Origin of the sequence: Mesorhizobium sp. M0296, assembly GCF_040321675.1 — a bacterium.
In the GTDB taxonomy this organism is placed as follows: domain Bacteria; phylum Pseudomonadota; class Alphaproteobacteria; order Rhizobiales; family Rhizobiaceae; genus Mesorhizobium.
Genome location: NZ_JAMYRZ010000004.1, coordinates 148,695 through 174,324, shown reverse-complemented (window position 1 = coordinate 174,324; position 25,630 = coordinate 148,695). Strand labels below are relative to the sequence as shown.

The following is a 25,630-nucleotide window of genomic DNA, read 5'->3' as shown; positions in this document are numbered from 1 at the left end:
CACAATGCGTTGCATACATCCGACGCAATCACTGGCTCTAGACGGCGACATGGCCCTGCACGCACCGACACTGAGCAAATCGCTTTTCAGCAATACGGGCGCGCGAGACGGTCGCCGGCTGCTTGCGCTGCCCGGCGTGATCGCCGTTGCCGGTGCGCTGGTGACGGCGGCGATCTCCTTCGCCATTCTGGTCGGCGCGACGCCGATCACGCCCGACGCGAGGACGACGCTGGCGCTGATTGCGCTTAATGCGGCGTTCGTCCTGTTTCTGATCTTGCTGGTCGGCCGCGAGGTGCATCGCATCCTGATGGCACGCCGGCACGGCAAGGCTGCGTCGCGCCTGCATGTGCGCATAGTGGCGATGTTTGCGCTGGTCGCCGCCATCCCCGCGATCATGGTGGCGATCATCGCGTCGATCACGCTCGACATCGGCCTCGATCGCTGGTTCGAGATCCGCACCAAGACGATCGTCAATTCGTCGTTGTCGATCGCTGACGCCTATGTGCAGGAAAACGCGCGAAATCTTCAGGGCACGACGTTGTCGATGGCTTACGACCTCGACGCTTCGCGCACGCTCTACGGCCTCGATCGCACCGGGTTCCTCGATCTCATGAACAAGGAGGCGGTGGGACGTTCGCTGGCACACGCAGCACTCATCAAGCCCGATGGTTCCTTCGTTATGAGCGCCAAGACCGACGCGGACTTTGCCATGCCAGAGCCGCCGGAGGGCGCCGTGGCAAGCGCTGCCGACGGCAAGCCGGTGCTGATAGAGCCGCGCACCCGCAACATCATGGGTGCGATCGTCAAGCTGCGCGAGATCGACGGCCTCTATCTCTACACCATCCGCCTCGTCGATCCCGAGGTGATCAAGGCACGGCAGATCGTCAAATCCAACACCGCCGAATATCGCGGTCTCGAAGACAATCGCCGCACCTCGCAAGTGGCTTTCGCGCTTCCCTATCTGTCGCTGACGCTGATCATCATCCTGTCCGCCATCTGGACTGGCATTGCGGTGGCCGACCGCCTGGTGCGGCCGATTCGTCAGCTCATCGGCGCGGCCGACGAGGTCGCCACCGGCAATCTCGATGTGGCCGTGCCAGTCCGCCCCTCCGACGGCGACGTCGCCTCGCTCGGCGACACCTTCAACAAGATGCTGATGGAGCTGAAATCGCAGCGTAACGAGATCCTGTCGGCCAAGGATTTGATCGACGAGCGGCGACGCTTTTCGGAGGCGGTGCTTGCCGGCGTCACCGCCGGGGTCATCGGCGTCGATCCATATGGCATCGTCACCATCGTCAACCGTTCGGCCGAAACGATGCTGGCCATATCCGCCACGGCAGCGCTTGGGCAGAACCTTTCGGCCGTGCTGCCGCATGTCGGCCGCGTCTTCGAGATCGGCCGCAAGTCGGGCAAGCCGGTCTATCGCGAACAAGTCACCTTCTATCGTGCCGGCACCGAACGGACCTTCAACGTGCAGATCACGATCGAAGCCGGCGACGACGGTTCGGAGGATAAATCCTACGTCGTGACAGTCGACGATATTACCGATCTGGTCCAGGCACAGCGTTCCTCTGCATGGGCCGACGTGGCGCGGCGCATCGCCCACGAGATCAAGAACCCGCTGACGCCGATCCAGCTTTCGGCCGAGCGCATCAAGCGCCGTTACGGCAAGGTCATCACCGAGGACCGTGAGGTTTTCGATCAATGCACCGACACCATCATCCGGCAAGTGGAGGACATCGGCCGCATGGTCGACGAGTTCTCGGCGTTCGCCCGCATGCCGAAACCGGAAATGAAGGCAATCGATCTGCGCGATTCGTTGCGCGAGGCCTCGTTCCTGGTCGAAGTGAGCCGCGCCGACATCACCTTCGAGCGCGTCTTCGGCAATGAGCCGCTCAAAGGCACGTTCGACAGCCGGCTGATGGCGCAGGCGTTCGGCAACGTCATCAAGAATGCTGCCGAAGCCATCGACGGACTTGATGCAGAGGATCGACCGCACGGCATAATCCGGATTCAAGCCGGGCGTCAGAATGGCGCGATTCGAATCGACGTCATCGACAACGGCAGGGGCTTGCCGCGCGAAAACCGGCAGCGCTTGCTCGAGCCTTACATGACGACACGCGAGAAAGGCACCGGGCTTGGCCTCGCTATCGTCAAGAAGATCGTGGAGGACCATGGCGGGCGACTCGAATTGCACGATGCACCAGCGGACTTCCACGATGGGCGGGGTGCAATGATCAGCATCATCCTGCCGGTTGCCGCCACCGTTCCGGTACGCGGCGAGGACAAGACGGAACACGAAAAAGAAACTGAAAAGGTCGGTAATGGCGTCTGATATTCTCATCGTCGATGACGAGGAAGACATCCGCGAACTCGTCGCCGGTATCCTGAGCGACGAAGGTCACGAAACACGCACGGCGTTTGACGCCGACAGCGCGCTTGCGGCGGTTGCCGACCGGGCACCCAGGCTGGTCTTCCTCGACATCTGGCTGCAGGGCTCGCGGCTCGATGGCCTGGCCCTGCTGGACGAGATCAAGACGATGCACCCGAACCTGCCGGTGGTGATGATCTCGGGCCACGGCAATATCGAAACGGCAGTCTCGGCCATCCGCCGCGGCGCCTATGATTTCATCGAAAAGCCATTCAAGGCCGACAGGCTGATCCTCATTGCCGAACGGGCGCTCGAAACCTCCAAATTGAGACGCGAGGTTTCGGATCTCAAGCTGCGCAGCGGCGAGACTTTCGACCTCATCGGCATGTCGTCGGCAATGAGCCAATTGCGCCAGACCATCGAGCGCGTCGCGCCGACCAACAGCCGCGTCATGATCATTGGCCCCTCCGGCTCGGGCAAAGAACTGGCGGCGCGCGCCATCCACGCACTGTCGGCGCGCAAGAGTGCACCGTTTGTGACGCTGAGCGCCGCCAACATCACGCCTGAGCGTATGGAGATCGAGCTGTTCGGCACCGAATCGAACGGCGTCGAACGCAAGGTCGGCGCGCTGGAGGAAGCCCATCGCGGCATTCTCTACATCGATGAAGTGGCCGACATGCCGCGCGAGACGCAAAACAAGATCCTGCGCGTGCTGGTCGAACAGCAGTTCGAGCGGGTAGGGGGCACCAAGCGGGTCAAGGTCGACGTGCGCATCGTCTCGTCGACCTCGCAGAACTTGGAAGCCATGATCGCCGACGGCCGTTTCCGTGAGGACCTTTATCATCGCCTGGCCGTGGTTCCGGTCATGGTGCCGGGACTGGCCGAGCGTCGCGAGGACATTCCCTATCTGGTCGACAATTTCATGAAGCAGATCGCTCGCCAGGCCGGCATCAAGCCGCGCCGCATCGGCGACGACGCGCTGGCGGTGCTGCAGGCGCATAACTGGCCGGGCAACGTTCGCCAGTTGCGCAACAATGTCGAGCGGCTGATGATCCTGGCGCGCGGCGACGATGTCGATGCGCCGATCACCGCCGATCTCCTGCCTGCCGAGATCGGCGACGTCATGCCGCGCACTCCAAACAAATCCGATCAGCACATAATGGCGCTGCCGCTGCGGGAAGCGCGCGAACAATTCGAGAAGGACTATCTGATCGCCCAGATCAACCGTTTTGGCGGCAACATCTCGAAGACGGCAGAGTTTATCGGCATGGAACGCTCTGCATTGCACCGCAAGCTGAAGTCGCTGGGCGTCTGACAGCCAAACCAGTCGTGGCCCACGCAATTATCGGTTACGGCGGTCTTGGAATCGCATAAGAAAGCTGGACTTCTCTCAGGGATTAGCCATGCCGCGCATTGCGTATGTGAACGGGCGCTACGTCGCTCACGCCGAAGCTTCCGTGCATATCGAGGACCGTGGCTATCAATTCGCCGACGGCGTCTACGAGGTCTGCGAGGTGGCACGAGGCTTCATCGTCGACATGCCCCGCCATCTCGCCCGATTGAACCGCTCACTTGCCGAACTCTCGATCGATTGGCCGATCACGCGCGGCGTGCTGCCGCTCGTCATGCGCGAGGTGGTGCGCCGCAACCATGTCGTCGACGGCCTGGTCTATGTCCAGGTGACACGCGGCGTCGCCAGCCGCGAGTTTTTCTTCCCGCCGGCGGAGACGAAGCCGTCGCTGGTGGTGACTGCCAAAAAAGCCGATCCTGCAGCTGCCGCGAAGCGGGCCGAGAGCGGGATCCGGGTTATCACGGTGCCGGAGAACCGGTGGGATCGGGTCGATATCAAGTCGGTCGGCCTGCTGCCGAACGTGCTGGCCAAGCAGAAAGCCAAGGAAGCCGGCGCTCAGGAGGCCTGGTTCGTCGATGTCGACGGCACCGTCAAGGAAGGTGGATCGTCGAACGCCTGGATCATCACCGGGGATGGCGTGCTGGTGACGCGGCCGGCCGAGCACGGCATCCTGCGCGGCATCACTCGTACGACGCTGTTCGACGTGGCCGCCAAGCTCGGCCTGAAGATCGAGGAGCGCGGTTTTTCGGTGGCCGAAGCCAAGGCCGCGCGCGAGGTTTTCATCAGCTCCGCGACCACGATTGCCATGCCGGTGGTGGCGATCGATGGCGCTCCCGTCGCCAACGGCCACCCGGGCTCGATAACAGTTTCATTACGGCAGGCCTTTTTTGACGTTGCGGAAAAAAGTCCAGCCTGATAACCGCACAGATGGAATGAACATCAATATATCTCGTTCTGCTTGTCGTTACTGACGGCAAGATGGTGTTTGCGTGCTTGACATGTGCCGGCTAATTTGGCGCATTGGCCTGCAAACCGAAGGGGATCGGCGAAAGACAAGAACAATGGCGGAACGATCGCAAAATCTTCAGGACCTGTTCCTGAATTCAGTTCGCAAGAGCAAAAATCCACTCACCATCTTTCTCATCAACGGCGTGAAGCTGACCGGCGTGGTCACTTCGTTCGACAATTTCTGCGTTCTGCTGCGTCGCGACGGCCATTCCCAGCTTGTCTACAAGCACGCTATTTCCACGATCATGCCGAGCCAGCCGGTTCAGATGTTCGATGGTGAGGAAAGCCAGGGCGCCTGATTGGCACGTGAGAAAGACGCGGACCGCAGCGTTCGCGGAAAACCAGCACATCAGACCGGGACAGAGGCCAACGGCCCGACCCGGGCGGTGGTTATCGTGCCGGTGCTTACCCGGCAGCCTCGTGGCGACGACGACACCAACCGCCCCCGCCTGACCCGTTCCGCCGAGGCTCGTCGCGACGAGGCCGTCGGCCTCGCCAGCGCAATCGACCTCGACCTGGTCCACACGGCGGTGGTGACCGTCAACGATCCACGCCCGGCGACCTTGCTCGGCAGCGGCAAGGTGGCGGAGTTCGCTGAGATCGTCAAAGAGGGCCACGCGGAAGTGGTCATTGTCGATCATCCGCTGACCCCGGTACAGCAGCGCAACCTCGAAAAAGAGTTGAACGCCAAGGTGCTCGACCGCACCGGGCTGATCCTGGAGATTTTCGGCGAGCGCGCCCGCACCAAGGAAGGCACGCTGCAGGTCGATCTTGCCCATCTCAACTACCAGAAAGGCCGCCTTGTGCGGAGCTGGACCCACCTCGAGCGCCAGCGTGGCGGCGCCGGCTTTCTCGGCGGCCCTGGCGAGACCCAGATCGAGTCGGATCGGCGTGTGCTGCAGGACAAGATCACCAAGCTGAAGCACGAGCTCGAAACTGTGCGCCGCACCCGCGACCTGCACCGCGCCAAGCGCAAGAAGGTGCCATTTCCGGTGGTGGCGATCGTCGGCTACACCAATGCCGGCAAGTCAACTCTGTTCAACCGGATGACCGGAGCAGGGGTGCTGGCCGAAGACATGCTGTTTGCCACGCTCGACCCGACGCTGCGCCGCGTGCGCCTGCCGCACGGCACGCCGATCATCCTTTCCGATACGGTCGGCTTCATTTCCGACCTGCCAACGCATCTGGTCGCGGCCTTCAGGGCGACGCTGGAGGAAGTGGTCGAGGCAGACCTCGTCATTCATCTGCGCGACATCTCCGATCCCGATACGGCCGCGCAGGCCGAAGATGTCGAGCGCATCCTTGCCGATCTCGGCGTCGATGCCCGCGATAGCAAGCGTGTCATCGAAGTATGGAACAAGATCGACCGGCTCGACGAGGGCAACCGGGCGCGGCTGCTTGCCGATGGTGCTGACGGCAAGAAGGCACCGCCGATCGCCATATCGGCGGTAACCGGCGAGGGCATCGATGCGCTGAAGGCGATCATCGAGACGATGATGTCGGGCGAACTGGAGACGTTCACCGTCACACTCAAGCCCGACCAACTCGGCGTCGTCGACTGGCTTTACCGCAACGGCGACATCGTCTCGCGCGACGACAATGAGGATGGCAGCGTAACCGTCGCGCTCAAGGCTACACACAGCGCTCGGCAGGAGATCGAAAGCCGATTGCGCCGTCAAAACAACGGGTAGAGGCGTTTACTTCGCGCTTTTTGCCTGCTGCCAGAGCGCTTCCATCTCGTCCAGCGTTGCCTCTTCAAGGCTGTTTCCCGACGCTTGCAGCGTCCGCTCGACATAGTGGAAGCGCGACCGAAATTTTTCGTTGGTGCCGCTGAGTGCCGCTTCGGAATCAATTTTGAGGTGCCGGCCGAGATTGACGACCGCAAACAGCATGTCGCCGAACTCATCCTTGATCGGCGCGCTGTCGCCTTTGGCCAGCGCTTCTCGCAATTCGCCGATCTCCTCCTCGATCTTTTCGAGGATCGGTGCCGCCTCGCTCCAGTCGAAGCCGACGCGGGCGGCCTTTTCCTGCAGCTTGAGCGCTCGGGTCAGTGCGGGCAGGGCGACCGGCACACTGTCGAGAAAGCCCTTGCCATGGTCTTCCGGGTCGAGCCCTCGGGCGAGGCGCGCACTGCGCTTCTCCGCCTTTTCCTCTGCCTTGATCTTTTCCCACATGCCCTTGGCCATGCCGGCGCTGCGCGCCTTGTCGTCGCCGAAGACATGGGGGTGGCGGCGGATCAGTTTTGTGGTGATGGCCAGGACCACATCGCCGAATGAAAATTCGCCGGCCTCCTCGGCCATTTGCGCGTGGTAGACCACTTGCAGCAGGAGATCGCCGAGTTCATCCCGCAGATCGTCCAGATCGCCGCGCGCAATGGCGTCCGCCACTTCGTAGGCTTCCTCGATCGTGTACGGCGCGATTGTCGAAAAGTCCTGCTCGATATCCCACGGGCAGCCGGTTTCCGGCGCCCGCAGCGCTGCCATGATCTCGATCAGTCGGGAAATGTCTTTCGAGGGTTTCATCTGGGAAACGCTATCCTGTACACGGCTGTGCGGCCAACGGCTTCAGCCGGTGAGGGCGCCTTGTCCACAGACGGGCCGCCAGACCATGATACGAAAGTGGAAGCCGGTTTCCGGAAGATCCTAGTTAGCAAAAGCATCAGTCGAGCACGGAGACTATCGCCTTGGCGAGCGCATCCATGCCGTCCTCGGGCAGGCCGGCAACGTTGATGCGGCTGTCGCCGACCATATAGATGGCATGCTCGGCGCGCAGCCGCTCGACTTGCGCTTCCGACAGGCCAAGCCGGGAAAACATGCCGCGATGGCTGGCGACGAAATCGAAACGGTCGGAGTTGGACTGCCGCCGCAGCGCCTCGGCGAACTGGACGCGCAGCCGCAGCATGCGCAGCCGCATCTCTTCAAGCTCTGCCTCCCAGTCGGAACGCAATACGGGGTCTTCAAGCACGATGCGCACCGCCGCCGCGCCGTGGTCCGGCGGCATCGAATACATGGCGCGCGCCGCCGACAGCATCTGGCCCATCGCCAAATCCGCCTGCGCGCCACCTTTCGCCATGATCAGCGCTGCACCGACTCGGTCGCGATAGACGGCAAAGTTCTTCGAGCAGCTGGAGGCAACGACCATTTCCGGAACTTTTGCCGCCAGAAGGCGCAAGCCGGCGGCATCCGCATCAAGTCCCTCGCCAAAGCCCTGATAGGCGATGTCGACAAAGGGCAGCAGGCCGCGCTCAACGACAAGATCGGCAATGGCAGCCCATTGCGAGATGTCTAGATTGGCGCCTGTCGGGTTATGGCAGCAGCCATGCAACAATACGACGTCGCCAGGATTCGCGGTTCTCAATGCATTCAGCATGTCGTCGAAGCGAACCGCACCAGAAGCAGCGTCGAAATAGGGATATTCGCGTGTCTGCAGGCCAGCGGCGCGCATCACCGGCATGTGGTTCGGCCATGTCGGATCCGACAGCCAGACCATCGCGTCGGTGCGGGTCCTTTTCAGCAGCTCTGCTACCAGCCGCAGCGCGCCGGAGCCGCCTGGCGCCTGCGCCGCACGAATGCGCGTCATGTCGGCGGCTGGGCCGAACACCAACCGGGCCATCGCCGCGTTGAAGGCGGTATCGCCGGCAAGGCCGAGATAGGTCTTGGTATCCTGGCCCTGCAGCAGCCGCTTTTCGGCTTCGCGCACCGCGCGCATCACCGGCGTCTTGCCGTCGCGATCCTTATAGACGCCGACCCCAAGATCGACCTTGTCGGGACGCGGGTCGGCGCGATAGAGGCCGATCAAGGCCAGGATCTTGTCGGCAGGCGCGGGCTGGAGATTTTCGAACATCGATAAGGTTCCGTTGGCGGCGGAGTGATACGCAAACCGGCCGTGCTTTGCCAGCAGTTTCATATGCGCCAACTCGGCGCCGGTTTGCCTCGAAGGCGGCCGATACTATCTGGCGGGCGAGAGCGGGCCCGATATCTCCCAGGACGAGAACGCGGCGAGCCGTAAGAAAATTTCGGGGAGAGCGGGATTAACATCCCGACCTGCTCCGTAAACAGGACATGAAACGGCCGATGCCACGCTTCGATATTCTGGGACAGCTCGGTTCGCTGCGCCGCTATGCACGCTCGCTGACGCGCGACAGCGCCGATGCAGAGGATCTGGTGCATGATGCGCTGGTGCGTGCCTATGAGCGACGCGGCAGCTTCCGCTCCGGCGGAAATCTTCGCGTATGGCTGCTGTCGATCGTCCATAATGCATTCATCGACGGTCTGCGGTCCCGCAAATCCGAAGCAATGCGCATCGAACAGGCGGGCTATCTCGCCGAGGCGAATGTCCCGGCTCCGCAGGAACATTCGGTCCGTCTGGCGCAGGTGCGCGAAGCGTTTTTCGAATTGCCGGAGGAGCAGCGTTCGGCGTTGCATCTCGTCGCCATCGAGGGGCTTAGCTACAGCCAGGCCGCTGAGGTGAGTGGCGTGCCGCTTGGCACGCTGATGTCGCGCATCGGCAGGGCGCGTGCGGCCCTGCGCGAGATGGAGGGCGCGGTGCCGGCACGCGCGAAAGGCCATCTGAAGATCGTCGGAGGTGGATCATGAACCAACTGCGCGATCCCGTGACCGACGCCGATCTCGACGCCTATGTCGACGATCAGCTGGACGTGGCTCGTCGCATCGAGGTCGAGGCGTTCCTTTCGGCCCGCCCGGACGCGGCCGCGCGGGTGATGTCCGACTTACGGATGCGTGACGAATTGCGCGTGGCGCTTGCCGGATCGAAAGGCATGGCGCGGCCCGCGACGGCCGATGCTGCACGGCGGCTGGAGCGGGGATTGGCGCGCGGCCGCGTCCTTGGTGCTTTGCAGCGAGCTGCGGCAGTCGCTGTCTTCGTCGCTGCCGGCTGGCTTGCGAACGGGCTCATCGGACCGATATCGGTGACGGAAGTCGTCGCTTCGACCCATCCGCCGGCCTATGTGGAGGATGCGGTCCGGGCGCACCGCACGACGCTCGTGCGCGAGGCGATGTCGTCGCAACCCGAAGCACCCGGCTACAATGCCGACGAAATCCGCGCCGCGACGGCGATCGTGATGCCATCGCTGCCAGCGGACTGGACGGTCCGTGACGTGCAGATCTATCCATCGCAATTCGGACCGAGCGTCGAGATGGCTGTCGAGACGAAAGAGATGGGGCTGGTCTCGTTGTTCGCGATCAGGCCCGGAACATTCGACGTCGTCAAGCCGACCGTCGTTCCCTCGGGCGAAGTTTCCTCGGCTTATTTCCAGATCGGCGAGGTCGCCTACGCGGTCGTCGGACGCAGCGATGTCGGCGGTCTCGATCGCACGGCCGAAGCCCTCGCCAAAACGCTTTACTGATCGACCTGCAAGAAGGAGAACCACATGAACAATCTCGGATATATCGGGGCCGGAGCCCGAGCCGGAGCCGTCTACGATGAAGGCCTGCGCCGGCACATGCTGCGCGTCTATAACTATATGGGCCTTGGCCTCGTCGTTACGGGCGTGATCGCGTTCGTGGTGGCTTCTACGCCCGCTCTTTACGTGCCGATCTTCTCCACACCGCTGAAATGGGTGGTGATGCTGGCCCCGCTGGCCTTTGTGCTCTTGTTCTCGTTTCGGATGCAGGCGATGTCGGCAGGCGGCGCCCAGGCGATGTTCTGGGCATTCTGCGCGGTCATGGGCCTGTCGCTGGCTTCCGTGTTCCTGGTCTTTACCGGCACCAGCATCGCGCGCACCTTCTTCATCGCCGCCACCATGTTCGGCGTGACCAGCCTTTACGGGTACACGACCAAACGCGACCTGACGCAGTTTTCGTCGTTCCTGATCATGGGCCTGATCGGCGTGGTGATCGCCAGCATCGTCAATATCTTCCTGGGCTCGACCGCGCTCCAATTCGCGATCTCTGTGATCGGCATCGCCGTCTTCATCGGCCTCACCGCCTGGGATACCCAGACGATCAAGGAGCAGTATGCGGAAAACTTCGGCGCGGAATCACAGCAGAAACTCGCTGTCTTCGGTGCATTCTCGCTCTATCTGAACTTCATCAACATCTTCCAACTGCTGTTGAACTTCACCGGCGAGCGCGAATAGCCGGCGTTGAACCAAGACCGGAGTTGGACATCATGGACAGAAACGATCAGCAAGCGATCGGACAGCTCTTCGAGAAGTTGGCAAGCGCCGAGCGCCAGGCGCCGCCGCGCGATGCCGAAGCAGAGCGCTTCATCCAGGACCAGATCACCCAGCAGCCTGGGGCGCCATATTACATGGCCCAGACGATCGTGGTTCAGGAGCAGGCCCTGAACGCAGCTCAGGCGCGCATAGAAGAACTGGAGGAGCAGGCGCGGCAGCCGGCCGGCGGTGGACCGCTCAGCGGCTTCTTCGGCCGCAGCGGCGGCAGGCGCTCAGGCTCGGTTCCGCGGGTAGGGCGCACCGCCTCCGTTGCAACTGAAGGGCCGCAGGACTCGCCACAGCGGGCAGGCGGCGGTTTTCTTGCCGGCGCCGCGCAGACCGCGATGGGCGTGGCGGGCGGCGTGCTGCTCGGCAACGCGATCGCCGGCGGGTTTGGCGGCAGCGAAGCGAAGGCAGCTGAACAGCCGACGCCGCAGCCGGACGAAGCCGATCAGGCAGGCGATTCCAGCTCCGATAATGGCGGTGACTTCGGTGATATGGAGTTCTGACGAGCGACCCAGCCTGTGCCTGTGCTGGCGCTGGTGACGATTGCGGGTCAGCATAGGCGAGATGGCGAGGCAACATCCGGGAAGCGAGCCCTCGCCGGCGGCTAATAGCCCAGGCGCTTCAGTTCAGCCTTGACCGCCGCGATCGTCTTGAAGCGGAAGTGCTTCGTTGCGCCGTCGCGCCAATGGCAGTCGCATGTGGCATCGAACTTCCGGCTCGCTTTCAATTGAGTCAGCGCCTTCTGGCCTGGCTTGGGGCCATCGAAGATGCGAACTTCGTAGAGCGTCCCTTCGACATCGTAGTGCATCTGAGCCCAGGAAAGTATCACGATCAGTTCCTTTGCCGGGTCGTGGTCGGCGTTGGCGAGGCCGAGCGCTATGTCCGGTGTGTCGCCCTCTTGTTCACCGATCGTGACCTGGATTGCGCGATATCTGTTGTCGGCTAGCCGTTGCAGCGCGACGAGCGGGCGTTCCGGATAGTCCTCAGCGGTCTGGTAATCGACGAAGAGTGTCTGGAGGCCATTCCAGCTCACGGCTGTGGTGTGCGGATCAGCATTGTCGGCGAACCCAACAACACGTTTGGCGAAAGCCAGGTCGTTCTCGCCTGGCGCACGATCAAGGTCCTGCGCTCGCGCGCCAGTGAGCGCGCAGGCGAGGGTGAGGGCAAGACTTGCAAGCAGCGGAAGCGTGTTCATGATTCGCAACCCTAGCATGCCCGTTGCCCCACAGCGCTGTTGCGAATGTCTAAGAGTGACCGGCCTGATCTCGCCGCCGACGGATCCTATAGGTGTAGTCGCATAAGATAGATTATGGAACTGGCATGGCCGATTGGATGTGACGTGAAGCTAGCACCTCGCGAGATCCAACTCGGGAACCCAGGACGTAAAAACTTAGTCTTTCACGCTGATTCGTAAGGGATTTCGATCGTCATGCCGTCATAAGCAGGCTCGACGTTGGCCGGCGTCTCGGCCATTACCGCAGCGTAGTCGAGTGGCACATGCATATGCGTCAGCACCGCGTTCTTCGGCGCCAGTCTTTCGATCCAGCCAAGCGCCTGGCCAAGCGACAGATGGCTCGGATGGACGGTGTATTGCAGCGCGTCGATGATCAGCATGTCCAGCCCGCGCAAACGCTTGGCGGTCGCCTCCGGAAAGTCGCTGACGTCAGGGCAATAGGCCAGCCCGCCGATGCGGAAACCCAGCGAGGTGATGTCGCCATGGAGCTGCAGCAGCGGTTCGAGGGTGAGGGCGCCGCCCTCGCCTGCGATCACCACCGGCCTGTGGTGGTCGATGATATGGGCGTTGACGATCGGCGGATACGAACTGCCTTTCGGTGTTTCGAAACAGTAGCGGAACGCCTCGCGTAGGCGCAGCATGGTAGCCTGATCCGCATGGATGTCGATCCGGTGGCGCTGCTCGAGCACGAAGCCGCGCAAATCGTCGATGCCGTGGATATGGTCGGCATGCGGATGTGTATAGACCACCGCATCGATGCGCTTGACCGATGCCAGCAGCATCTGCTCGCGGAAATCCGGGCCGGTGTCGATGACGACCGTGGTCCGGGCGCCACTCGCCGCGATCCGCTCGACGAGCGCTGCGGTGCGCGTGCGCCGGTTCCGGGGGTTCGCGGGATCGCAATTGCCCCAGTCGCCGGTGATGCGTGGCGTGCCCGGCGATGAGCCGCAGCCGAGGACGGTAAGACGTAACCGGTCGCTCATGCGTCAGGCGCCCGGCGCGCTCGGGCGCGGCATTTTCCTGAACAGCCGGAAGAAATTATCCGTGGTGATATTAGCGATCTCGGCCTCGCTGAAGCCGATCGTCTCGGCCAGCACCTTGGCTGTATGCGCGACATAGGCGGGCTCATTACGCTTGCCGCGAAACGGGATCGGCGCAAGGTATGGCGCGTCGGTTTCGACCAGCAGACGGTCGCGCGGCACATCGGCGGCGACGGCGCGCAGCTCGGCGGAGTTTTTGAAGGTGAGGATGCCGGAAAACGAGACGTAGCCGCCAAGCGCCACGCCGATCTCGGCCAGCCGGCGCCCCGACGAAAAACAGTGCAGGATGAAGGGGAAGGCGCCCTTCCCCGTTTCTTCTTCGAGGATATCAGCCATGTCGTCGTCGGCGTCGCGCGAATGGATGACCAGCGGCAGACCGGTCACGCGCGCCGCGGCGATGTGGGTGCGAAAGCCCTGCGCCTGTGCGTCGCGCGGCGCATGATCGTAGAAATAGTCGAGTCCGGCCTCGCCGATCGCCACCACTTTGCGATGAGCAGAGAGCCGCACCAGATCATCGACAGTGACATCAAGCTCTTCGGCCGCATTATGCGGGTGGGTGCCGACCGAGCAATAGACCTCATCGAAAGTCTCTGCAATCTCAAGCACTTGGTTAAATCGCCTAACCCTCGTCGAGATCGTCACCATTCGGCCGATGCCGGCCGCTAGGGCGCGGGCGACAATGGCCGCCCGCTCTTCGGCGAAATCCGGAAAGTCGAGGTGGCAGTGACTGTCGACCAGCATCAGGCGTTCGCGTCCTGCTTTTCGTAACGCGGAAAGACCGCCTCCGGCGCGGGCAATGCCGTGCCGGGCACCAGCGCATAGTCGGCGTGGACATGCGCAAAGTCACGGTTGTTTGCCGGCACCGCCAGCAGGTCGAGCAGCTTTGCAGCCGACCCCGGAACAAAGGGCTGGCAGAGCAGCGTCACGCGCCGGACGACTTCGATCGTCGTCCACAGAACTGTCTTCATACGGTCCGGATCGCTTTTGCTTAGCGCCCAGGGTTGCTGAGAGGCGAAATAGCGGTCAGCTTCGGCCACCACTCCGAAGATCGCCGCCAGCGCCAAATGGATGCCCTGATCCGCCATCGCCTTTCGCGCGACGGCGAGTGCCCCCACCGCTTGGTCGAGGATGGCGCTGTCGGCTTCGGTCAGTTCGCCGCGCTTTGGCACCGCGCCGCTGCAGTTCTTGGCGACCATCTTTAGCGAGCGCTGCGCCAGATTGCCGAGGCCATTGGCAAGGTCGGCATTGGTGCGGTTGACGATCGCATCATGGCTGTAGCTGCCGTCCTGGCCGAACGGCACTTCGCGCAGCAAGAAATAGCGCACCTGGTCGAGGCCGTAGTGCTCGATCATCGCGAACGGGTCGATGACGTTGCCGACCGACTTCGACATTTTCTCGCCGCGGTTGAACAAAAAACCATGCGCGAACACGCGCTTCGGCAATTCGATGCCAGCCGACATCAGGAAAGCCGGCCAGTAGACCGCGTGGAAGCGGACGATGTCCTTGCCGATGACGTGCGCGTTTGCCGGCCAGAACGACCATCTCTCATTGGCCGGATCCGGATAGCCGGCGGCGGTGATGTAGTTGGTCAAGGCGTCGACCCAGACATACATCACATGCTTCTCGTCGCCCGGCACCGGGATGCCCCAGTCGAACGTGGTGCGCGAGATCGATAGGTCCTTCAGGCCGGACCTGACGAAGCTCATCACCTCATTGCGCCTCTCGGCAGGACCGACGAAATCGGGCTGGTTTTCGTAAAGTGCAAGGAGCCTGTCCTGATAAGCCGACAGCCGGAAGAAGTAGCTCTCTTCCTCGACCCATTCGACCGGCGTCCCCTGCGGCCCGTAGCGGACATTGTCGCTACGCACCTCGGTCTCTTCTTCGCCGTAATAGGCTTCGTCACGCACCGAGTACCAGCCGGCATAGCCGCCTTTATAGACGTCGCCATTGGCGGCCATCGCCTTCCAGATCGCCTGCGAGGCCTTGTAGTGCCGCTTTTCCGTGGTGCGGATGAAATCGTCGTTGGAGGCATTGAGCGCGACGGCCATGCGCTCGAAATCGGCCGAGTTGCGGTCTGCCAGATCGCGCGCTGAAATACCTTCTCTCTTCGCCGTCTGCAGCATCTTGATGCCGTGCTCGTCGGTGCCGGTGAGAAAGAGCACGTCCTTACCGTCGAGCCGCTGGAAGCGGGCCAGCGCGTCGGTGGCAATCAACTCGTAGGCATGGCCGATATGCGGTTTGCCGTTCGGATAGGAAATAGCCGTCGTGACGTAGTATTTTTCGCGTGCCATGGATGAGCCGTCATGAATGTCTGAATGAAAGATGTCGCGGTGAGATATCGCATCGAAACGGCAATTGCCATCCGACGCCAATGTGGTGGCTTCGAAGTTCCTGCGATTGATTGGGATCAATACTCAGGGGCTTCAAAGCCACGCCGGCGGCCGTCACATTCGCATTGCAGAATTCAGGCGGTCGATCATGGTCAGGGCGTGCTGCTTTTTGTCGAGATTGTAGGTCTCGGTTTCAGATATAGCGTTCAAAGCCTCGTGCCAAGTATCCGACAGCGTTTTGGCCCGCGCGAGATCGCCGGCGAGCGCGGCCTGGCTGGCGCCGGCCGACAGCAGATCAAGCGCGCGGCGATTGAATATCTCGAACGGGATTGCCTGGTCGCGGCCGGCGACCGCCTCGGCAAGACGGTAGGCGCCTGCGACATCTATCTTCTTGGACATCACCAGGGCGTCGAGGGTGGCGGCGATTTCGAGCCCTCCATACTGCGTCAACAGGATCGCATTGCGCGCGCTGCCCCCTGCCCGCTCCGCCAGCGCCGCGCGCGCCCCAGGATCCTCCGGTGGCGGCGGCTCGATGCCTTCCAGAACCGTCATCAAGCTCTCGGCATCGAGCGGCGCCAACCGCACCATCTGGCAGCGCGACCGGATCGTCGGCAGCAGACTGCCCGGCGCATGGACGATGAGGATGAACAAGGTGCGCGCGGGTGGCTCTTCAAGATTCTTCAGCAAGGCATTGGCAGCATTGGTGTTCATGTCGTCGGCGGGATCGACGATAACCACCCGGTAGCTGCCGTCATGCGAGGTCAGCGACAGAAAACGGCTGACCTTGCGGATTTCGTCGACCGTGACCACTGTCTTGAAGCTCTTGGTCTTGTCGTTCACCGGGCGTGTAAGATGCAGCACCGAAGGATGCGCGCCGGTGGCGATCTGTCGAAACAGCGACGAAGCCGGATCTGGAACGGCAAGGCTTTCCGGCGCCTGCTCGAAGGCCGGGTGCTTCAACAGATGATGCGCCAGGTGAAAGGCCAGCGTCGCCTTGCCGATGCCAACCGGTCCGGCAAAGATCAGTGCGTGCGGCAGCTTTCCCGAGCGGTAAGCGGTGGCGAGCATGTTGGCCGCCTGCAGGTGACCGACAAGACGCGGCGTCTCGGATGGCTCGGGCACCCCGTCCAGCGTGTCGTGCTGTTCGGGCGCGATGCGTTCGAAAATCATGCTGGCGCCGCCTGCCTTCTTTGCGCCGGCATCATCCTCTCGAGAGCCGCGAAGACCGCGGCGGTAACGACATCCTCCGCCGCATCTAGGTCGGCTGAGGCATCGACGACAACGCAGCGTTCGGGTTCAGCTGAGGCGATCGCGAGAAACGCCTCGCGCCGGCGTTGGTGGATGGCCAATGTTTCTTTCTCGAAGCGGTCCGGTCCGTCACTGCTGCCCCGCCGGGCGGTAGCGCGCCTCAGGCCCTCGGCGGGGTCGATGTCGAAGATCAGTGTCATGTCCGGCACCATGCCGTTGATGGCGACCTTCTCCAATGCGTCCATAAATGCCGGGTCGAGGCCGCCGGTGACGCCCTGGTAGACGCGCGAGGAATCCATGAAACGATCGCAAAGCACGACCGAACCGCGCTCGACTGCCGGCCGGATGACCTGTTCGACATGGTCGGAACGCGCAGCGGCGAAAAGCAGCGCTTCCATCTTGGGGCCGAACGGCTCGGCTGCGCCTGAAAGCAGGACATGCCTGACCGCCTCCGCGCCCGGCGAGCCACCCGGCTCACGCGTCACCAGCACATCGTATTTCTTGGCGCGCATCTTCTTTGCCAGCCGCTCGATCTGCGTCGACTTGCCTGCTCCTTCGCCGCCTTCAAAAGTGATGAAAAATCCGCGCGCCAAAGCCTTTGTCCATACTTCGGGGACCGTATAGTCCCGGCGGGAAAAAAGGTCCACCGCGACGGTGCTAACGCAGCCAGCCGACGGCAAGTTCCTTGGCGGCATCGAGCGCGCGCTGCGGCAGCGAACCGACACCGATCGACTCGGCGGCAAACAGCGGCGTCTCCTGGCTCAGCGTATCGCCGATCCAGACGCGCAGCGTACCCACCGGCTGCCCCTCCTCCACCGGCGCTGCCACCGGTCCGTCATAGACGATCCTGGCGGTGAGCTTGTCGCGGTTGGTGATCGGCAGGAAGATCTGCACCGGTCCTTTTGCCTTTAACGCGACACCGGACTTGGCGCCGCCAAAGACCTGGGCTTCGCCAACCACTTCGTCCTTGGCGAATACTTCAGTCTTCTCGAAGGAGCGAACGCCCCAGTCGAGCAGCTTTCGCGCTTCCTCAGCACGCTCACGGTCGTTTGCCAGGCCGCTCATCGCCGCGATTACCCTTGTGCCGTTGTGGCTGACCGAGCCGACAATGCCGAACCCGGATTGCTCGCTGGCACCGACCGCGAGCCCGTCGGCGCCTATGTCCATGGCCAGTAGCGGATTGCGGTTCCTCTGGGAAATCTTGTTCCAGGTAAAATCCTTCTGGCCGTAATAGCGGTAGAGATCCGGGTAGTTGCGCCAGATATGCAGCGCCAGAAGCGCGAGTTCGCGAACGCTCGTTTGCTGCCCATCGGCCGGCAGACCGGTGGAATTGACGAAAGTCGATTTCTGCAAGCCGATCTGGCGGGCACGCTCGGTCATCTGCGCCGCGAAGTTTGCTTCGGACCCGGCCATCCCTTCAGCGATGACGATACAGCCGTCATTGGCCGCCTGCACGGTCACGCCCTGGATCAGGTCTTCCAGCCGGATCGTCGACTTGAGCTTGGCGAACATGGTCGATGTCCCCGAAGGAGCGCCGCCTTTGCGCCAGGCGTTCTCGCTCACCACGAAGGTGTCATCGAGCGTCATGCGCCCTGATTTGATGGCGTCGAAAACCACTTCCATCGTCATCAGCTTGGCCAGCGAGGCCGGCGGGATCAACCTGTCGGCGTCCTTGGAAAACAGCACGGTTCCGGTTTCGGCATCGATCATGAAGGCCTGCGCGGCCTTGGTCTCGAAAAGCTGAGCTGAGGCCTGCGCAAGCGAGAGCAGCAGCAGGCCGAGCGCCATAAGCCCGGTGAAAGGGTGAAAAGATTTCATCAGGTTCGACCAGTGAGCCGGCGCTTTTGCAAGTTGGCAGAAGCTATCAGGCTTTTGCCTGGCGTATCAATCGCGCACGAAAAAACCAGGCAGCCCGAGCTCAGTTGCGTACAGCAAGCGCATCCGGCGCACCATGCGACCACGCTGCCTGCAGCATCTCGTCCAGGCTGCCACGACCGTCGGCAAAGAGGTTGACCGAGTACCAGTCCTTGCCTTCAAGTTCCGAGCGCTGGATCTCGATCTTGCCGAAGCTGGAAAGCTGGGCCGCCACACGCTCCGCTTCGGCGGCATTCTCGAACGAACCCGCCGCGACATAGTCCGTGGGCGACCCGGTTGGAGGAGCTTGCCGCTTCCACGATTGAAGAATTTCGGCGGGCGACATGCCGGCGCCATCCAGCTCGGCAAATGCGTTGGAGGCGCGTTGCACGCGCTCGTCCGCGTAAGACAGCGACGCCACGGTGAACGGCGATTGCGCCGGCAGGTTGATCTCCGGGCGCTCCGGCACGATCGGGCCGAAATCGGGCAGTACAATGTCTCCCAAAGCAGATGCTTGCACTGCCGTGACAGGCCCTGCATCGGATCCCTGCCCGGAATTCGTCAGCTGACCGGGGAACGGCACGGCAGCAGCGCTCACCGGCAGGCTTGGCGACGGCCCATTCATCGCGACCATGACATCGCTGGGCAGGCCGTCCGACGGATCCGGCGCCCTGTTGCCTGGACGATACGAAGCCATAAGATACTGCCCGTCATTGCCTTCGAGCGGCGCACGGCCGACATATTCGACCTTCACCTCGGCCGTACCGATGTTGGCATAATCGAGCATTTCAGCAGCGCGCTTCGACACATCGATGATGCGTCCATCATGATAGGGTCCGCGGTCGTTGACGCGCACGATCACCGAGCTGCCGGTCTTCATGTTGGTGACCCGCGCATAGCTCGGCAGCGGCATGGTCGGATGCGCCGCCGTCAGATCTGCCATGTCGTAGACTTCGCCGTTGGCGGTCAACCGGCCGTGGAAGGCCTCACCGTACCAGGATGCGAGGCCAACCTTGGCGTAACGTTTGTCTTCCTTCGGATAATACCACTTGCCGCGCACCTGATAGGGCTTGCCGAGCTGGTCGCGTCCGCGAGACGTCTTGAACATGACGCGCGGGCTGGCTTTCACGCCGTATTCTGCTTCGGAAAAATATTCCTTGGAGCGAGGTTTCTTGTTGACCATCGCCTTTTGCTGCGGCCCGGCACATGCTGCAAGAAAGGCTGCCGACAAGGCAAACAGCGCGAAAGCGGAAGCGCGACGAAGACGCGGGCGCGCCGTGGTCTGCATATTTTGATTGTCCCCTATAGCATCGACGAAGGCACCGCAGCATGAACGTCAGCGATGCCAAAGCACCCACTCCAGAAACGCCGGCGACGCCCTACCCCAATCCTTTTTGTGCGCAGGAATTGTTTATCACCGTATTAACCGATTGTGGTCGGAACCGGGCGAGATTGTGGCACGGACCGCCTCGCTGATCGGCATGAAAATCATCGCTGATCGATCAGCAATGTGGTTCGTGGCGCGTCCCTTGGCTTGGCGTGTCTGCGAGCGCAGATTCAGGGACCGAATATCACAAGTTCGGTGAACGTCAGATCTCCAGGTGCGGGTGGTCTGGGACCTTTGTAGTATTTCAGCCCCTTGTTGGGGCGGTACCATCCCACCAAGCCTGGAATCGGCTCCTTGGCGTCGACAAAGCAAACCAGGATTCCGCTTCGCAAGAGAAAGCGCCCCATCGCGCCGGCGCAGCGGCTCAAATCCGCAAGCGAGCGGCAATAGATGACCTGATGGCACTGGATAACACCGTGCAACATTCGGCGCGGCATCAATACCAGGGGGAACGCTGCTCCGTCGCAGATGCAGATCAACGACAGGCAGCCCAGCGCGGCGTGTTCCGAGAGTATGTATCTCTCACTCTCGGGCAGCATCGCCAATTCCGGAAGATCGGGACGCACTTCGACCACGCGACATGACCGCTGCGTCGAACTTAAAGCCGGCAAGAAGGTAAATTGTCCGCTGGAGAAGAGCCGAAAGCCTAGCGCCCGGTTGGCTTTCAATGTCGCTTGTGCCGGCGAAATGTTCGTGTAGGTCACGTCCTTCCGCTTGAGAACCGCCGCAACCAACATGGCGCCATAGGGACGGAAATCTGCATCGACTGACCAGCTTGAAAGATTGCAGCGGATTTCGTCGCCCTCTGGCCCCTGGTAGCGAGCATAAAGGGTGAGCACAACGCCGACGATCCGACCGGCATGCTCCAAAACAAAGCCATATCGTGGGAACTCGGCAACCGCAGGCCGCTGCGACAAACGGGTCAGAGCGTGTATCCAGTAACTCCGGTTACGCGCCGGAAAGCCCCTGCACAGGCAATCAACCACTCCCTCCCAGTCGGTTTCGCGGATTGGTCTACAGCGAAGACCGGGCGGGAGAGCGCCAAGTACGGCCAAAATCAACTCCAGAATACGATTTACTTACATGTGCCTAATGCGCTCCACATATCAGCGCTCAACGATTAATAGTCCGTGCGGGTTTTAAAAACGATTTTCCACACTCAGCACAAACACAGCTTGCCATGACGCTGCTCACGCCCTGGATCGCGCCGAAAGGTGCGGCCGCCACGGTTGACTTGGCGTTGAATGCGGCTTTACAGGAATGGAGCGCGAACCGGTCGGGGAACGTCCTGGTGCCAATCCGGTACCGACAGCTCGAACCCGCTCCTCTCGCGATATCCTAAGTGATTGAAAAATCACCTTGGAGGGATGGCCGAGCGGTTTAAGGCACCGGTCTTGAAAACCGGCGTGGGTGCAAGCCCACCGTGGGTTCGAATCCCACTCCCTCCGCCAGATCCGTTTCTTCAATCCTGCAGGCATGGACGTCGAGTTTTCCGCTCGTCGGATTCTCGACTGCCTGGGTTTAACAGGCCGGTCCGCTTCGGGGAGAACCGCCGCTCTGCCCCATGCAGCGCACCACCTCTCGCGTCGCTGAAATGCGACAGGTGCTGATCGTGGCAACGATACCAAAGTACCGGTGATACTATTGCGTAATCAACAACCTGCCACAAAGCGAAGTCTATCACCCGCCGCGCAGCCGCGCTCGTCGGGTTGATTTCTCCGCCCGAATATGATGCTTCTCCCGCCTATGAATAAACTATTTTCTGCGGTCCTCGGATGGACGATAGTGGCTTGGCCGGCCAGCGCGATGGACAGCGCATTGCGCGCCGGCCTGCTGAAACTCGATCCGCAAACCCGGCTGGAGCAGCGATGCGACGCCGAAATTCTCGACCGGATTACCCGCGACGACCACAAATACAAAGCCGATCGTGTCGTCGCCTACGCTTTTGCGACGCCCGAAATGGGCGCCGATGCGATCAAGAGCCCGGGTGCTGCGTTTCGCAGCAAGGGACAGTGGTACCGGCTGAAATTCAAATGCGAAACAGCGCCGGACCATATGGAAGTCCTGCAGCTCCGCTATCGGATCGGTGATGAAATTCCGGAAAGCGACTGGCCCAAATACAATCTCTATAACTAGGCATTCGCGACCTGTGGCCGCATTTTGCCGGTGTTCGGGCCGATCGTCGCAAACTCTGTATATTGCCGCAATAACGGGCGGTTTGCCGACCTTGTTCCAACCAGTCCCTTGACGCGCAGGAACCATACACGTTAGGCCCTCCAGGCATTCGACGCGAACGGTCGGCCAACCAGCAAGGGACTTCCAGTCGATGGAAATTTTCACTGCCGCGGGCTTCTCGGCCCTGCTCCAGGTCATCGCCATCGACCTCGTGCTTGCAGGCGATAACGCCATCGTCATCGGTTTGGCCGCGGCGGGCTTGCCGGTCGAGCAGCGCAAGAGAGCGATTCTCATCGGCGTGGTGGCGGCGACGGTGCTGCGTATCGGTTTTGCTGCGATCACCGTCACCCTGTTACAGATTGTCGGCCTGCTGCTGGCCGGCGGCATCTTGCTGCTGTGGGTGTGCTGGAAGATGTATCGCGAGCTGCGCACGTCGTATGCTGACGAGGTGGAGGCGACCGAAGCGCTGTCCAATTCCGATATCAACAGCGATGATATGGTGGCCGGCAAGGCGCGCAAGAAGACCTTGGGTCAGGCGGCATTGCAGATCGTCATCGCCGACGTGTCGATGTCGCTCGACAACGTACTGGCGGTCGCCGGCGCGGCGCGCGATCACTTCCAGGTGCTGGTGATAGGCCTCGTCCTGTCGATCGCGCTGATGGGCCTTGCCGCGAGCTTCATCGCCAAGCTGCTGCACCGCCATCGCTGGATCGCCTATATCGGCCTTTTGATCATCTTTTATGTCGCACTCGATATGATCTACCGGGGCGCGGTGGAAGTCTTGCCGCATGTCAGCAGTGCGGTGAGCTGACACGCCGACTCGAATTCTCATCGGCCGGCCTTTCAGCTTCGGCGAGCCTTCGGCGACGCTGGCGGTTGCGTTTCGCCGCAGCCGCTGCCCATACCAATGCCGCGACAAGTGTGGTACTGCGCCGCCAATCCTGAAAATCCGGAAAGCTTTGATGTCCGCCCCTCGCGTCAGTTTCGTCAGCCTTGGATGCCCGAAAGCCCTTGTGGATTCGGAGCGCATTATCACCCGCCTGCGCGCCGAAGGCTACGAGATCGCCCGCAAGCACGACGGCGCCGACCTGGTCGTCGTCAACACCTGTGGCTTCCTCGATTCGGCTCGCGACGAATCGCTCAACGCCATCGGCTCCGCACTTTCGGAGAATGGCAAAGTTATCGTCACCGGCTGCCTCGGCGCCGAGCCGGACGTCATCCGTGAAAGACATCCGAACGTCCTCGCCATCACCGGACCACAAGCTTATGAAAGCGTGATGGCGGCGGTGCATGAGGCTGCCCCCCCGAGCCATGATCCCCACATCGACCTTTTGCCGCCGCAAGGGGTCAAGCTCACGCCGCGCCACTATGCGTATCTCAAGATTTCGGAAGGCTGCAACAACCGCTGCACCTTCTGCATCATCCCGGCGCTGCGTGGCGACCTCGTATCGCGGCCGGCCGCCGACGTGTTGCGCGAAGCCGAGAAGCTGGCCAAGGCCGGGGTCAAGGAGATCCTCGTCATCTCGCAGGATACCAGCGCCTACGGCATCGATATCAAATACCGGACCAGCATGTTCGGCGATCGCGAAGTGCGGGCGAAATTCCTCGATCTATCGGAAGAACTGGGCAAGCTCGGTGTCTGGGTGCGCATGCACTATGTCTATCCCTACCCGCATGTCGCGGACGTCATCCCATTGATGGCCGAAGGCAAGATTCTTCCCTATCTCGATATCCCATTCCAGCACGCCTCGCCGCAGGTGCTGAAGAACATGCGCCGGCCCGCTCATGGCGAAAAGACGCTCGAGCGCATTCGCGGCTGGCGCGACGTCTGCCCGGACCTTGCCATCCGCTCCACCTTCATCGTCGGCTTCCCCGGCGAGACGGATGACGATTTCGAGATGCTGCTCGACTGGCTGAACGAGGCCAAGATCGACCGCGCCGGCTGTTTCAAATACGAGCCGGTCAGAGGCGCCCGCTCCAACGAGCTCGGCCTCGAGCAAGTGCCGCAGGAGATCAAGGAAGCCCGCTGGCACCGCTTCATGCAGCGCCAGCAGAAGATTTCGGCAACGCAGCTCACCAAGAAAATTGGCAAGCGCCTGCCGGTCCTGATCGACGAGGCGCATGGCAATTCGGCCAAGGGCCGGACCAAATACGACGCGCCCGAAATCGACGGTTCGGTCCATATCCAGTCGCGGCGGCCACTGCGCGCCGGCGACATCGTCACGGTCAAGATCGAGCGCGCCGACGCTTACGACCTTTACGGCTCAGCAGTCTGATATTCCGTCCAAAATGAAAAGGGCGCCGCGTGGCGCCCTTTCGTTCGATATGTTTCCGACCACCTACTGCGGCAGCTTGTCGTCGACGCCCTTCACGTAGAAATTCATGCCGAGCAACGTCGCGTCGTCGGCGACCTCGCCCTCCTTCAGCCAAGGTGTGCCGTCCTGCTTGGCGATCGGCCCGGTGAAGGGGTTCCAGCCGTCGGCGATCTTCTTGGTGGTGGCTTCGGCCATCGCCTTGACGTCGTCGGGCATGTTGGTGAACGGCGCCAGCTTGACGGCGCCGTCCTTAATGCCGAGCCAGACATTGTCGGGCTTCCAGGTGCCGTCGAGCGCCGCCTGGACGCGGCTGATGTAGTAGGGACCCCACTCGTCGGTCAGCGCGGTCAGCTGCGCGTGCGGCGCGAACTTGATCATGTCGGAGGACTGCCCGAAGCCGTGCAGCTTGCGCTCCTCCGCCACCTGCAAGGCAGCGGTCGAGTCGGTGTGCTGGACGATGATATCGGCGCCCTGGTCGAACAATGCCTTGGCAGCATCGGCCTCCTTGCCCGGATCGAACCAGGAGTTCACCCACACGATCTTCGCCTTGAAGTTCGGGTTGATCGACTGTGCGCCGAGCATAAAGGAATTTATGCCCATCACCACTTCCGGGATCGGGAAGGAAACGATGTAGCCGGCGACGCCCGACTTCGATTGCTTGGCGGCGATCTGGCCAAGCACGTAGCGGCCTTCGTAGAAACGCGCATTGTAGATGCCGAGATTTTCGGCCGTCTTGTAGCCGGTGGCGTGCTCGAACATCACCTTGGGGAATTTCTTGGCGATCTTTACTTCCGGGTCCATGAAGCCGAAGGACGTGCCGAAAATGATCTTGCATCCCTCGCGCGCCAGGCGCTCGAAGGCGCGGTCGGCATCGGGGCCTTCGGAGACGTTTTCGAGATAGGCGGTCTCGACCTTGTCGCCGAGTGCCTTTTCCACCTCGAGGCGGCCTTGGTCGTGCTGGTAGGAGTAGCCGAAATCGCCGATCGGGCCGGTGTAGACCCAGCACGCCTTCAGCTTGTCCGCCGCCTGGGCTGATGCCGCCAGCGACAATGCGGCCGTCGTCGCCATCAGGGCAATAAGCAGTTTTTTCATTGTGTTACCTCTCTGAGTTAAGCCTTGGAGCTTCCGTCTTTTTG

General features: G+C 61.9%; 24 protein-coding genes and 1 tRNA gene. 13 read left to right on the top strand and 12 right to left on the bottom strand.

What is annotated here, in order from left to right:
- Positions 1 to 49 precede the first annotated feature (49 nt).
- The 5 genes from NKI97_RS06470 (at position 50) to hflX (ending at position 6,421) form a co-directional block, all read left to right on the top strand.
- The gene (locus NKI97_RS06470) at positions 50 to 2,335 is read left to right on the top strand and encodes a sensor histidine kinase NtrY-like (RefSeq protein WP_352833156.1); all 2,286 of its coding nucleotides are present in this window, start codon (positions 50 to 52) and stop codon (positions 2,333 to 2,335) included.
- Entirely contained in the window at positions 2,325 to 3,686 is a 1,362-nt protein-coding gene (ntrX, locus tag NKI97_RS06465) for a nitrogen assimilation response regulator NtrX (RefSeq protein ID WP_023675072.1), read from the top strand. Before NKI97_RS06470 ends, ntrX begins: the two co-directional genes overlap by 11 nt.
- A gap of 88 nt (positions 3,687 to 3,774) precedes the next feature.
- Complete coding sequence (locus tag NKI97_RS06460) at positions 3,775 to 4,638, top strand: D-amino-acid transaminase (RefSeq protein ID WP_352448933.1); 864 nt, start codon at positions 3,775 to 3,777, stop codon at positions 4,636 to 4,638.
- A gap of 145 nt (positions 4,639 to 4,783) precedes the next feature.
- Positions 4,784 to 5,029, top strand: a complete 246-nt coding sequence (gene hfq, locus NKI97_RS06455) for an RNA chaperone Hfq (RefSeq protein ID WP_006202172.1) — start codon at positions 4,784 to 4,786, stop codon at positions 5,027 to 5,029.
- Positions 5,030 to 6,421 carry a GTPase HflX gene (gene hflX / locus NKI97_RS06450; RefSeq protein ID WP_352448932.1) on the top strand — a complete coding sequence of 464 codons (1,392 nt, stop codon included), beginning with the start codon at positions 5,030 to 5,032 and terminating at the stop codon, positions 6,419 to 6,421.
- A 6-nt stretch (positions 6,422 to 6,427) separates the two neighbouring features.
- Here the strand turns inward: hflX and mazG are convergent, their stop codons facing one another.
- Positions 6,428 to 7,252 (bottom strand): nucleoside triphosphate pyrophosphohydrolase, encoded by an 825-nt coding sequence (mazG, locus tag NKI97_RS06445; RefSeq protein WP_352750104.1) that lies wholly within the window; start codon positions 7,250 to 7,252, stop codon positions 6,428 to 6,430.
- Positions 7,253 to 7,388: 136 nt separating this feature from the next.
- The gene (locus NKI97_RS06440) at positions 7,389 to 8,573 is read right to left on the bottom strand and encodes an amino acid aminotransferase (protein ID WP_352448930.1); all 1,185 of its coding nucleotides are present in this window, start codon (positions 8,571 to 8,573) and stop codon (positions 7,389 to 7,391) included.
- Positions 8,574 to 8,791: 218 nt separating this feature from the next.
- Between NKI97_RS06440 and NKI97_RS06435 the strand changes: the two genes are divergently transcribed.
- The 4 genes from NKI97_RS06435 to NKI97_RS06420 are packed head-to-tail and all read left to right on the top strand — an operon-like array spanning position 8,792 to position 11,414.
- Positions 8,792 to 9,325: a sigma-70 family RNA polymerase sigma factor gene (locus NKI97_RS06435; RefSeq protein WP_502901495.1), complete on the top strand. Its 534-nt coding sequence runs from the start codon at positions 8,792 to 8,794 to the stop codon at positions 9,323 to 9,325.
- Positions 9,322 to 10,095 (top strand): anti-sigma factor family protein, encoded by a 774-nt coding sequence (locus tag NKI97_RS06430; protein ID WP_352448928.1) that lies wholly within the window; start codon positions 9,322 to 9,324, stop codon positions 10,093 to 10,095. The genes NKI97_RS06435 and NKI97_RS06430 overlap by 4 nt, the downstream gene beginning before the upstream one ends.
- A 24-nt stretch (positions 10,096 to 10,119) precedes the next feature.
- The gene (locus NKI97_RS06425) at positions 10,120 to 10,827 is read left to right on the top strand and encodes a Bax inhibitor-1/YccA family protein (protein WP_352750102.1); all 708 of its coding nucleotides are present in this window, start codon (positions 10,120 to 10,122) and stop codon (positions 10,825 to 10,827) included.
- A 32-nt stretch (positions 10,828 to 10,859) separates the two neighbouring features.
- Positions 10,860 to 11,414, top strand: coding sequence for a DUF2076 domain-containing protein (locus NKI97_RS06420; protein ID WP_352747224.1), 555 nt, complete (start codon positions 10,860 to 10,862; stop codon positions 11,412 to 11,414).
- 101 nt (positions 11,415 to 11,515) lie between these two features.
- Here the strand turns inward: NKI97_RS06420 and NKI97_RS06415 are convergent, their stop codons facing one another.
- The 9 genes from NKI97_RS06415 to NKI97_RS06375 form a co-directional block, all read right to left on the bottom strand.
- Positions 11,516 to 12,106, bottom strand: a complete 591-nt coding sequence (locus NKI97_RS06415) for a hypothetical protein (RefSeq protein WP_352681267.1) — start codon at positions 12,104 to 12,106, stop codon at positions 11,516 to 11,518.
- A gap of 203 nt (positions 12,107 to 12,309) precedes the next feature.
- Positions 12,310 to 13,128, bottom strand: a complete 819-nt coding sequence (locus tag NKI97_RS06410) for an MBL fold metallo-hydrolase (protein ID WP_352833152.1) — start codon at positions 13,126 to 13,128, stop codon at positions 12,310 to 12,312.
- Between the two features lie 3 nt (positions 13,129 to 13,131).
- Positions 13,132 to 13,926, bottom strand: coding sequence for a TatD family hydrolase (locus NKI97_RS06405; protein ID WP_352448924.1), 795 nt, complete (start codon positions 13,924 to 13,926; stop codon positions 13,132 to 13,134).
- Positions 13,926 to 15,476 carry a methionine--tRNA ligase gene (metG, locus tag NKI97_RS06400; RefSeq protein ID WP_352448923.1) on the bottom strand — a complete coding sequence of 517 codons (1,551 nt, stop codon included), beginning with the start codon at positions 15,474 to 15,476 and terminating at the stop codon, positions 13,926 to 13,928. The genes NKI97_RS06405 and metG overlap by 1 nt, the downstream gene beginning before the upstream one ends.
- Positions 15,477 to 15,629: 153 nt before the next feature.
- Positions 15,630 to 16,685, bottom strand: a complete 1,056-nt coding sequence (locus NKI97_RS06395) for a DNA polymerase III subunit delta' (RefSeq protein WP_352750099.1) — start codon at positions 16,683 to 16,685, stop codon at positions 15,630 to 15,632.
- Positions 16,682 to 17,356, bottom strand: coding sequence for a dTMP kinase (gene tmk, locus NKI97_RS06390; protein WP_352833148.1), 675 nt, complete (start codon positions 17,354 to 17,356; stop codon positions 16,682 to 16,684). The genes NKI97_RS06395 and tmk overlap by 4 nt, the downstream gene beginning before the upstream one ends.
- Before the next feature lie 64 nt (positions 17,357 to 17,420).
- On the bottom strand, positions 17,421 to 18,551 hold the full coding sequence (locus NKI97_RS06385; protein ID WP_352448967.1) for a D-alanyl-D-alanine carboxypeptidase family protein: 1,131 nt from the start codon (positions 18,549 to 18,551) through the stop codon (positions 17,421 to 17,423).
- 130 nt (positions 18,552 to 18,681) lie between these two features.
- Positions 18,682 to 19,905 carry a septal ring lytic transglycosylase RlpA family protein gene (locus tag NKI97_RS06380; protein ID WP_352833145.1) on the bottom strand — a complete coding sequence of 408 codons (1,224 nt, stop codon included), beginning with the start codon at positions 19,903 to 19,905 and terminating at the stop codon, positions 18,682 to 18,684.
- A gap of 269 nt (positions 19,906 to 20,174) precedes the next feature.
- Positions 20,175 to 21,059, bottom strand: a complete 885-nt coding sequence (locus NKI97_RS06375) for a GNAT family N-acetyltransferase (RefSeq protein WP_352747214.1) — start codon at positions 21,057 to 21,059, stop codon at positions 20,175 to 20,177.
- A 306-nt stretch (positions 21,060 to 21,365) separates the two neighbouring features.
- Between NKI97_RS06375 and NKI97_RS06370 the strand changes: the two genes are divergently transcribed.
- From NKI97_RS06370 to rimO, 4 genes are all read left to right on the top strand, one after another.
- Positions 21,366 to 21,455: transfer RNA gene (locus tag NKI97_RS06370), tRNA-Ser, on the top strand.
- Positions 21,456 to 21,732: 277 nt separating this feature from the next.
- The gene (locus NKI97_RS06365) at positions 21,733 to 22,140 is read left to right on the top strand and encodes a DUF930 domain-containing protein (protein ID WP_352577861.1); all 408 of its coding nucleotides are present in this window, start codon (positions 21,733 to 21,735) and stop codon (positions 22,138 to 22,140) included.
- A gap of 190 nt (positions 22,141 to 22,330) precedes the next feature.
- Positions 22,331 to 22,990, top strand: a complete 660-nt coding sequence (locus NKI97_RS06360) for a TerC family protein (RefSeq protein ID WP_023675054.1) — start codon at positions 22,331 to 22,333, stop codon at positions 22,988 to 22,990.
- Between the two features lie 151 nt (positions 22,991 to 23,141).
- Positions 23,142 to 24,455: a 30S ribosomal protein S12 methylthiotransferase RimO gene (gene rimO / locus NKI97_RS06355; RefSeq protein WP_352747209.1), complete on the top strand. Its 1,314-nt coding sequence runs from the start codon at positions 23,142 to 23,144 to the stop codon at positions 24,453 to 24,455.
- A 63-nt stretch (positions 24,456 to 24,518) separates the two neighbouring features.
- Here the strand turns inward: rimO and NKI97_RS06350 are convergent, their stop codons facing one another.
- A complete protein-coding gene (locus NKI97_RS06350; RefSeq protein WP_352466189.1) occupies positions 24,519 to 25,586 on the bottom strand; it encodes a BMP family ABC transporter substrate-binding protein in 1,068 nt (355 codons plus the stop codon).
- Positions 25,587 to 25,630: the final 44 nt, after the last annotated feature.

Bases quoted from the DNA above. Each gene is read 5' to 3' on its own strand.
- NKI97_RS06470 (WP_352833156.1), top strand. From the start codon at position 50: ATGGCCCTGCACGCACCGACACTGAGCAAATCGCTTTTCAGCAATACG.
- ntrX (WP_023675072.1), top strand. From the start codon at position 2,325: ATGGCGTCTGATATTCTCATCGTCGATGACGAGGAAGACATCCGCGAA.
- NKI97_RS06460 (WP_352448933.1), top strand. From the start codon at position 3,775: ATGCCGCGCATTGCGTATGTGAACGGGCGCTACGTCGCTCACGCCGAA.
- hfq (WP_006202172.1), top strand. From the start codon at position 4,784: ATGGCGGAACGATCGCAAAATCTTCAGGACCTGTTCCTGAATTCAGTT.
- mazG (WP_352750104.1), bottom strand. From the start codon at position 7,252: ATGAAACCCTCGAAAGACATTTCCCGACTGATCGAGATCATGGCAGCG.
- NKI97_RS06440 (WP_352448930.1), bottom strand. From the start codon at position 8,573: ATGTTCGAAAATCTCCAGCCCGCGCCTGCCGACAAGATCCTGGCCTTG.
- NKI97_RS06435 (WP_502901495.1), top strand. From the start codon at position 8,792: ATGAAACGGCCGATGCCACGCTTCGATATTCTGGGACAGCTCGGTTCG.
- NKI97_RS06430 (WP_352448928.1), top strand. From the start codon at position 9,322: ATGAACCAACTGCGCGATCCCGTGACCGACGCCGATCTCGACGCCTAT.
- NKI97_RS06425 (WP_352750102.1), top strand. From the start codon at position 10,120: ATGAACAATCTCGGATATATCGGGGCCGGAGCCCGAGCCGGAGCCGTC.
- NKI97_RS06420 (WP_352747224.1), top strand. From the start codon at position 10,860: ATGGACAGAAACGATCAGCAAGCGATCGGACAGCTCTTCGAGAAGTTG.
- NKI97_RS06415 (WP_352681267.1), bottom strand. From the start codon at position 12,106: ATGAACACGCTTCCGCTGCTTGCAAGTCTTGCCCTCACCCTCGCCTGC.
- NKI97_RS06410 (WP_352833152.1), bottom strand. From the start codon at position 13,128: ATGAGCGACCGGTTACGTCTTACCGTCCTCGGCTGCGGCTCATCGCCG.
- NKI97_RS06405 (WP_352448924.1), bottom strand. From the start codon at position 13,926: ATGCTGGTCGACAGTCACTGCCACCTCGACTTTCCGGATTTCGCCGAA.
- metG (WP_352448923.1), bottom strand. From the start codon at position 15,476: ATGGCACGCGAAAAATACTACGTCACGACGGCTATTTCCTATCCGAAC.
- NKI97_RS06395 (WP_352750099.1), bottom strand. From the start codon at position 16,685: ATGATTTTCGAACGCATCGCGCCCGAACAGCACGACACGCTGGACGGG.
- NKI97_RS06385 (WP_352448967.1), bottom strand. From the start codon at position 18,551: ATGGCGCTCGGCCTGCTGCTGCTCTCGCTTGCGCAGGCCTCAGCTCAG.
- NKI97_RS06380 (WP_352833145.1), bottom strand. From the start codon at position 19,905: ATGCAGACCACGGCGCGCCCGCGTCTTCGTCGCGCTTCCGCTTTCGCG.
- NKI97_RS06365 (WP_352577861.1), top strand. From the start codon at position 21,733: ATGATGCTTCTCCCGCCTATGAATAAACTATTTTCTGCGGTCCTCGGA.
- NKI97_RS06360 (WP_023675054.1), top strand. From the start codon at position 22,331: ATGGAAATTTTCACTGCCGCGGGCTTCTCGGCCCTGCTCCAGGTCATC.
- rimO (WP_352747209.1), top strand. From the start codon at position 23,142: ATGTCCGCCCCTCGCGTCAGTTTCGTCAGCCTTGGATGCCCGAAAGCC.
- NKI97_RS06350 (WP_352466189.1), bottom strand. From the start codon at position 25,586: ATGAAAAAACTGCTTATTGCCCTGATGGCGACGACGGCCGCATTGTCG.